5 protein-coding genes are annotated in these 7,365 nt (G+C 69.8%); 2 read left to right on the forward strand and 3 right to left on the reverse strand.

The genetic code is table 11. The annotated features are described in order from the left end of the window. Nucleotides 1-191 precede the first annotated feature (191 nt). Together hisS and ABT085_RS41335 are read right to left on the reverse strand one after the other, a co-directional pair. Nucleotides 192-1,454 (reverse strand): histidine--tRNA ligase, encoded by a 1,263-nt coding sequence (gene hisS / locus ABT085_RS41330; RefSeq protein WP_351620722.1) that lies wholly within the window; start codon nt 1,452-1,454, stop codon nt 192-194. A 14-nt stretch (nt 1,455-1,468) separates the two neighbouring features. Next, a complete protein-coding gene (locus ABT085_RS41335) occupies nt 1,469-2,176 on the reverse strand; it encodes an MBL fold metallo-hydrolase (protein WP_351620725.1) in 708 nt (235 codons plus the stop codon). Between the two features lie 168 nt (nt 2,177-2,344). Between ABT085_RS41335 and ABT085_RS41340 the strand changes: the two genes are divergently transcribed. Next, nucleotides 2,345-3,175, forward strand: coding sequence for a peptidylprolyl isomerase (locus tag ABT085_RS41340; protein WP_351620728.1), 831 nt, complete (start codon nt 2,345-2,347; stop codon nt 3,173-3,175). A 141-nt stretch (nt 3,176-3,316) separates the two neighbouring features. Then, nucleotides 3,317-4,546: a DUF349 domain-containing protein gene (locus ABT085_RS41345; protein WP_351620730.1), complete on the forward strand. Its 1,230-nt coding sequence runs from the start codon at nt 3,317-3,319 to the stop codon at nt 4,544-4,546. A gap of 77 nt (nt 4,547-4,623) precedes the next feature. Here the strand turns inward: ABT085_RS41345 and ABT085_RS41350 are convergent, their stop codons facing one another. Next, a complete protein-coding gene (locus ABT085_RS41350; RefSeq protein WP_351620733.1) occupies nt 4,624-7,146 on the reverse strand; it encodes a RelA/SpoT family protein in 2,523 nt (840 codons plus the stop codon). Nucleotides 7,147-7,365: the final 219 nt, after the last annotated feature.

A 7,365-nucleotide genomic window follows, 5' to 3' on the forward strand; every position in this document is an offset into this window, starting at 1 on the left:
GGGGGCTGGCCCGGGGGTCGGGTCCCGGCCTGTGCCCGGTGGGCTCTATACGGGCCCGGGATCCCTTCGCTCTCGGCCGCCCTTCCACCCGTACGACTGACGGGAAATCCCTTACGAATGACGGGAATCACGTAAGGCTGACGGGAATCCCGTACGGCCGACGGGACATCCCGTACGGCCGACGGGGCGTCCTAGCCCAGCCGTGACTCCAGTTCCGCCACGATCTCGTTCACGCCGACCGCCGTCTGCTCGCCGGACTCCATGTCCTTGAGCTGGACGACGCCCTCGGCGAGGTCGCGTTCGCCGAGGACCAGGGCGTAGCGGGCGCCCGAGCGGTTGGCGGCCTTCATCGCGGCCTTGAGGCCCTTGCCGCCGTAGGCGAAGTCGGCGGCGACGCCGTTCTTGCGCAGTTCGGTGACCTTGGCGAACAGGACGCGGCGCGCCTCCTCGCCGAGCGGGACGGCGAACACGCTGGTGGCCGCGGGGAGTTCGAGCTCGATGCCCTCGGCCTCCAGCGCCAGGACCGTGCGGTCGACGCCCAGCGCCCAGCCGACCGACGGCAGCGCGGGGCCGCCGATCATCTCGGACAGGCCGTCGTAACGGCCGCCGCCGCCGACCGCGGACTGCGCGCCCAGGCCGTCGTGGACGAACTCGAAGGTCGTGCGCGTGTAGTAGTCGAGACCGCGCACCAGCTTCGGGTCGTCCTCGAAGACCACGCCCGCCGCCGTGACCAGTTCGCGGACCTCCTCGTGGTACGCCTTGCAGGCGTCGCAGAGGTAGTCGCGCAGCAGCGGCGCCTCGGTCAGCTGCTTCTGGACGTCGGGACGCTTGTCGTCCAGGACGCGCAGCGGGTTGATGTCCGCGCGGCGCAGGGTGTCCTCGTCCAGGTCCAGGCCCCGCAGGAAGCTCTGGAGTGCCTCCCGGTACACCGGGCGGCACTCCTTGTCGCCCAGGCTGTTGAGCAGGATCCGGAAGTCGCGCAGGCCCAGCGAGCGGTACGCCTGGTCGGCCAGGATGATCAGCTCGGCGTCCAGCGCCGGGTCCTCGGCGCCGATCGCCTCGGCACCGACCTGGGAGAAGTGCCGGTAGCGGCCCTTCTGGGGGCGCTCGTAGCGGTAGTACGAGCCGGAGTACCAGAGCTTGACCGGCAGGTTGCCCGCCTTGTGGAGGTTGGCCTCCAGGGCGGCACGGAGCACGGAGGCGGTGCCCTCGGGGCGCAGGGCGAGCCGGTCGCCGCCCTTGGTCTCGAAGGCGTACATCTCCTTGGTCACGATGTCGGTGGACTCGCCGACACCGCGCGCGAAGAGCTCCACGTTCTCGAAGCCGGGTGTCTCGACGTAGCCGTAGCCGGAGCTGCGCAGGGGCGCGGCGATCGCCTCGCGGACCGCCAGGTAGACGGCGGAGTCCGGCGGGATCAGGTCGTAGGTGCCCTTGGGGGCTTGGAAGGTACTCACGGAAAAGTCTCTCGTCACATTCCTCGTCGGGGAGCGTCCACGCTCCCGAGGCCGGCCGCCAGCTGCCGCAGATACGGGTTGGCGGCACGCTCCTGGCCGATGGTCGTCTGGGGGCCGTGGCCGGACAGCACCACGGTCGAGTCGTCGAGCGGCAGGCACACGCGGGCCAGCGAGTCGAGCATCTCGGCCATGTCACCGCCGGGCAGGTCGGTGCGTCCGATGGAGCCGGCGAACAGCAGATCCCCGGAGAAGAAGACCGACGGGATGTCGGCGGTCTCGGGCATCCGGAAGGTCACCGACCCCTTGGTATGGCCGGGCGCGTGCGCGACGGACAGCTCCAGGCCCGCCAGCTCCAGCTTCGCGCCGTCGGTCAGCTCCTTGACGTCGTCCGGCTCGCCGACGGTCAGCTCGCCCATCAGTGGCATCCCGATGGAACGCCCGAGCGCCTTCTCGGGGTCGCTCATCATGTACCGGTCCTCGGGGTGGATCCAGGCCGGCACGTCGTGCGCGCCGCACACCGGGACGACCGAGGCCACATGGTCGATGTGGCCGTGGGTGAGGACGACGGCCACGGGCTTGAGCCGATGCTTCCTGAGCGTCTCCTCGACTCCTGCGGCGGCCTGGTGGCCCGGGTCGATGATCACGCACTCCTCGCCGGCGGCGGGGGCGACGAGATAACAGTTCGTCCCCCAAGCCCCGGCTGGGAACCCGGCAATGAGCACGATCGTCCTTCGTTGTGTCGATACGGGCGACTACGGCAGTGCTCAGAAGCCTACCGGCGCTGCCGAATCCTCAGCGAACCCATATACGGTACGGGGCACACGCAGGCGATCGGCACACCAGACGCGCGCGTCCCCGTGGGCGCTCGAGACGCATGAGGAGAAAACCCCGTGGTCACCCAGGAACAGCGGCGGCGGCAGCTCGCCCGGGAGAAGTTCTTGCGGCAGCAGCAGCGACGTACATCCGCCCGGCGCAAGTCGCGCGTTCGCAACTCGGTGATCGCGTCGGTCCTCGGCGTGATCCTGGTCGGCAGCCTCGCGCTGTACACGACCGGGGTCCTCAAGGGCGACGACGACAAGGTCAACGCGAGCGCCACCGCGTCCCCGAGCGCGAGCACGCCGAAGGACCCGTGCGAGAAGGCCGCCGCGGGCGCGGTCAAGACGGAGACCTGGAAGAAGGAGCCGGCGGTCACGATCGACAAGTCGGCGAAGTACACGATGAAGCTGGCCACGACGTGCGGCGACATCGACGTCGCGCTGAAGGCGTCGGCGGCCCCGCACACGGTGAACTCGTTCGACTTCCTCGCCGGCAAGGGCTACTTCGACCACACCAAGTGCCACCGGCTCACCACCAACGGCATCTACGTGCTTCAGTGCGGTGACCCGCAGGGCACCGGTACCGGCGGTCCCGGCTACACGATCCCGGACGAGAACCTGAAGGACGCGAGCCTGAAGAACAACGTCTACCCGGCGGGCACGGTCGCGATGGCGAACCAGTACGACGCCAGCTCGGGCCAGGGACGTCACACCGGCGGCAGCCAGTTCTTCCTCGTCTACCAGGACAGCCAGCTTCCCCCCAACTACACACCGTTCGGTACGGTGTCCGAATCGGGGCTGAAGGTACTGAAGAAGATCGCCGCCGCGGGCGAGAACACGGGGGCCGGGGACGGGGCCCCGAACGCGACCGTCGTCATCAACAAGGCGACCGTCGCGAAATCCTGATGACCAGCACGGCCAGCTCCGAAATTTCGGCCGCGCTGGATGCGGACAGGCAACCCGCTGGTCGCCTATGTTGGCCGTGACGAAACTGTGGACGATGCCCGGGCGCCAAGGCCCCCGCAGGCATCATGTGGAGGAGGCGCTGTGAGCAGCGACCCGTGGGGCCGCGTCGACGAGACGGGGACCGTGTACGTGCGTACGGCCGACGGCGAGCAGGTCGTCGGCTCCTGGCAGGCAGGCTCTCCTGACGAGGCGCTGGCCTACTTCGAGCGCAAGTACGAGGGCCTGGTTGTGGAGATCGGCCTCCTCGAGAAGCGAGTCCAGACCACCGATCTGTCCGCCAAGGACGCGCAGACGGCCATCGACCATCTGCGCGAGCAGGTCGAGGCCCATCACGCGGTGGGTGATCTGGAGGCGCTGCGGGGCCGTCTGGACAAGCTGGTGGCGACGGTCGAGTCGCGGCGCGAGGAGCGCAAGCAGCAGCGCGCCAAGCAGTCCGACGAGGCACGGCACGCCAAGGAGGCCCTGGTCACCGAGGCGGAGGAGCTGGCGCAGTCCGATCAGTGGCGGGCCGCCGGCGAGCGGCTGCGGTCCCTGGTGGACACCTGGAAGGGGCTGCCGCGGCTCGACCGCAAGTCGGACGACGAGCTGTGGCACCGCTTCTCGCACGCACGGTCGGCGTTCTCCAAGCGGCGCAAGGCGCACTTCGCGCAGCTCGACGCGCAGCGCGAGGACGCCCGCCGGGTCAAGGAGCGGCTGGTCGCCGAGGCCGAGGCGCTGTCCGGCTCGGCCGACTGGGGTCCGACGGCGGCCCGCTACCGCGAGCTGATGGCGGAGTGGAAGGCCGCGGGCCGGGCCCAGCGCGAGCACGAGGACGACCTGTGGAACCGCTTCCGTGGTGCCCAGGACGTCTTCTTCGCCGCCCGCAGCTCGGTGTTCGCCGAGCGGGACGCCGAGCAGTCGGAGAACCTGAAGCTGAAGGAGGAGCTGGCCGAGGAGGCCGAGAAGCTCCTGCCGGTCGGCGACCTGAAGGCGGCACGCGCGGCCTTCCGCTCGGTCAACGAGCGCTGGGAGGCCATCGGTCACGTCCCGCGGGACGCGCGGCCGAAGGTCGAGGGCCGGATGCACGCCGTCGAGCGGGCCATCCAGGAGGCCGAGGAGAACGAGTGGCGCCGGACCAACCCGGAGGCCCGTGCGCGGGCCGAAGGGCTGACCGGTCAGCTCCAGGCCGCCGTCGACAAGCTGCGCGGCCAGATCGAGCAGGCGCGCGCCCAGGGCAACACCGCCAGGGCGGAGAAGCTCGGGCGGGAGCTGGAGGGCCGTCAGGCGCTCCTGGACCAGGCGCTGAAGGGTCTGCACGAGTTCGGCGGCTGACCCGAACCGCCCCGTAGTGACCGGAGGCCCCCGTACCTTGCGTACGGGGGCCTCCGCTGCGTCTGCGGTGCGCTTTTCTACGGCCGGCGGGCCGAGGTCACCCGGTAGACGTCGTAGACGCCCTCCACGCCCCTGACCGCCTTCAGGACGTGCCCCAGGTGCTTGGGGTCGCCCATCTCGAAGGTGAAGCGAGAGGTGGCGACGCGGTCGCGGGAGGTCTGCACGGCCGCGGAGAGGATGTTGACGTGCTGGTCGGACAGCACCCTGGTGACGTCCGACAGCAGCCGCGAGCGGTCCAGCGCCTCGACCTGGATGGCGACCAGGAAGACCGAGGACTGGGTGGGCGCCCACTCGACGTCGAGGATGCGCTCGGGTTCGCGGGACAGCGACTCCACGTTGACGCAGTCGCTGCGGTGGACCGAGACGCCGCTGCCCCGGGTGACGAAGCCGATGATCGGGTCGCCGGGCACCGGTGTGCAGCAGCGGGCCAGCTTGACCCACACGTCGTCGACGCCCTTGACCACCACACCCGGGTCGGCGTTGGAGCGGCGCTTGCGGCTGCGGCCGCGCGCGGGCGGGACGCTCTCGTCGATCTCCTCGGTGGCGGCCTCCTCACCGCCGAGGGCCTGGACGAGCTTCTGTACGACGTTCTGCGCGGCGACATGCCCCTCGCCGATCGCCGCGTACAGCGACGAGATGTCGGGGTAGCGCATCTCGTGGGCGAGCGTGACGAGCGAGTCGCCGGTCAGGATCCGTTGGATGGGCAGGTTCTGCTTGCGCATCGCGCGGGCGATGGCGTCCTTGCCCTGCTCGATCGCCTCGTCGCGGCGCTCCTTGGAGAACCAGGCGCGGATCTTGTTGCGGGCGCGCGGCGACTTGACGAAGTTCAGCCAGTCCCGGGACGGCCCGGCGCCGGCCGCCTTGGACGTGAAGACCTCCACCAGGTCGCCGTTGTCCAGGGTCGATTCCAGCGGTACGAGGCGTCCGTTGACGCGGGCTCCTATGGTGCGGTGGCCCACCTCGGTGTGCACCGCGTACGAGAAGTCCACAGGTGTGGCGCCGGCCGGCAGCGCTATCACGTCGCCCTTCGGCGTGAAGACGAAGACCTCGTTGCGCGACAGGTCGAAGCGCAGGGACTCCAGGAACTCGCCGGGGTCCTCGGTCTCCTTCTGCCAGTCGAGGAGCTGGCGCAGCCACGCCATGTCGTTGAGGTGGTCGTCCTTGCCGGTGCTCCTCGGCGCGTCCGAGCGCACCTTGGAGGCTCCGGCGACGGCCTCCTGCTTGTACTTCCAGTGCGCGGCGATGCCGTACTCGGCGCGGCGGTGCATGTCGAACGTACGGATCTGGAGTTCGACGGGCTTGCCGTTGGGGCCGATGACCGTCGTGTGCAGCGACTGGTACATGTTGAACTTGGGCATCGCGATGTAGTCCTTGAACCGGCCGGGGACCGGGTTCCATCGCGCGTGCACCGTGCCGAGCGCCGCGTAGCAGTCGCGGACGGTGTCCACGAGGACGCGGATGCCCACCAGGTCGTAGATCTCCGCGAAGTCACGGCCGCGGACGATCATCTTCTGGTAGACGCTGTAGTAGTGCTTGGGCCGGCCGGTGACGGTCGCCTTGATGCGGGCGGCGCGCAGATCGGACTGGACCTCGTCGGTCACTATGGCCAGATACTCGTCACGCTTCGGTGCCCTTTCGGCCACCAGCCGTACGATTTCGTCGTACATCTTGGGGTAGAGAATCGCGAAGGCGAGGTCCTCCAGCTCCCACTTGATGGTGTTCATGCCCAGGCGATGGGCGAGCGGCGCGTAGATCTCCAGGGTCTCGCGCGCCTTCTTCTCCTGCTTCTCGCGCTTGAGGTAGCGCATGGTGCGCATGTTGTGCAGACGGTCGGCGAGCTTGATGACGAGGACGCGGGGGTCCTTGGCCATCGCGACGACCATCTTGCGCACGGTCTCCGCCTGCGCGGCCTCGCCGAACTTGACCTTGTCCAGCTTGGTCACGCCGTCGACGAGCAGGGCGACGGTGTCGCCGAAGTCGCGGCGCAGCTGGTCGAGGCCGTACTCGGTGTCCTCGACCGTGTCGTGCAGCAGACCCGCCATCAGCGTGGCCGGATCCATGCCCAGCTCGGCCAGGATGGTGGTGACGGCCAGCGGATGGGTGATGTACGGGTCGCCGCTCTTGCGCTTCTGGCCGCGGTGCCAGCGCTCGGCGACCTGGTAGGCCTTCTCAATCTGGCGCAGCGTCGAGGTCTCGATCTTGGGGTCGTTGCTGCGCACTATCCGCAGCAACGGCTCCAGCACCGGGTTGTAGGGGTTGGCGCGCTGGACGCCGAGGCGGGCGAGGCGGGCCCGGACGCGGTTGGAGGAGCCGGAGCGGGAGGACTGCCCGGACGTCGGACGCACAGCGGACGCGGTCCCGGCGCGCTCGGGCGCGGCCGGTTTGGGACGCGCCTGCTCGGCCGGCCTCTCGGCGGGCGCGGAACGGTCGTGCTCCACCGCCCGCCGGGCGTCGTTCTTCGCGTGCGGCGGGGGCGTCGCCGTGGTGCCCGGGGCGGGCTCGGGCTTGGCGGCGGTCAGGTGCTGGGCCTCGTCTGCCAAGAGGACTCCTCGTGCGCGATCCGGGTCCCCCGGTCAGGCTCCGGAACACCCATCGTAGCGATCCTCGGCTCCGGGATCGCCTTCAGGCCGATGTGAGGGCTTTGTACCCGAGAAACGCATGAGGCGGGCGCCGGATTCCTCCGGGCCCGCCTCGATGCCGTTCGCCGTCGGCCGGACGGCGGTCAGACGGTGATCAGAGCCTCCAGCGGGGCTCCGTCC

It is taken from the genome of Streptomyces sp. NPDC002265 (assembly GCF_040296125.1).
Classification (GTDB): Bacteria; Actinomycetota; Actinomycetes; order Streptomycetales; family Streptomycetaceae; genus Streptomyces.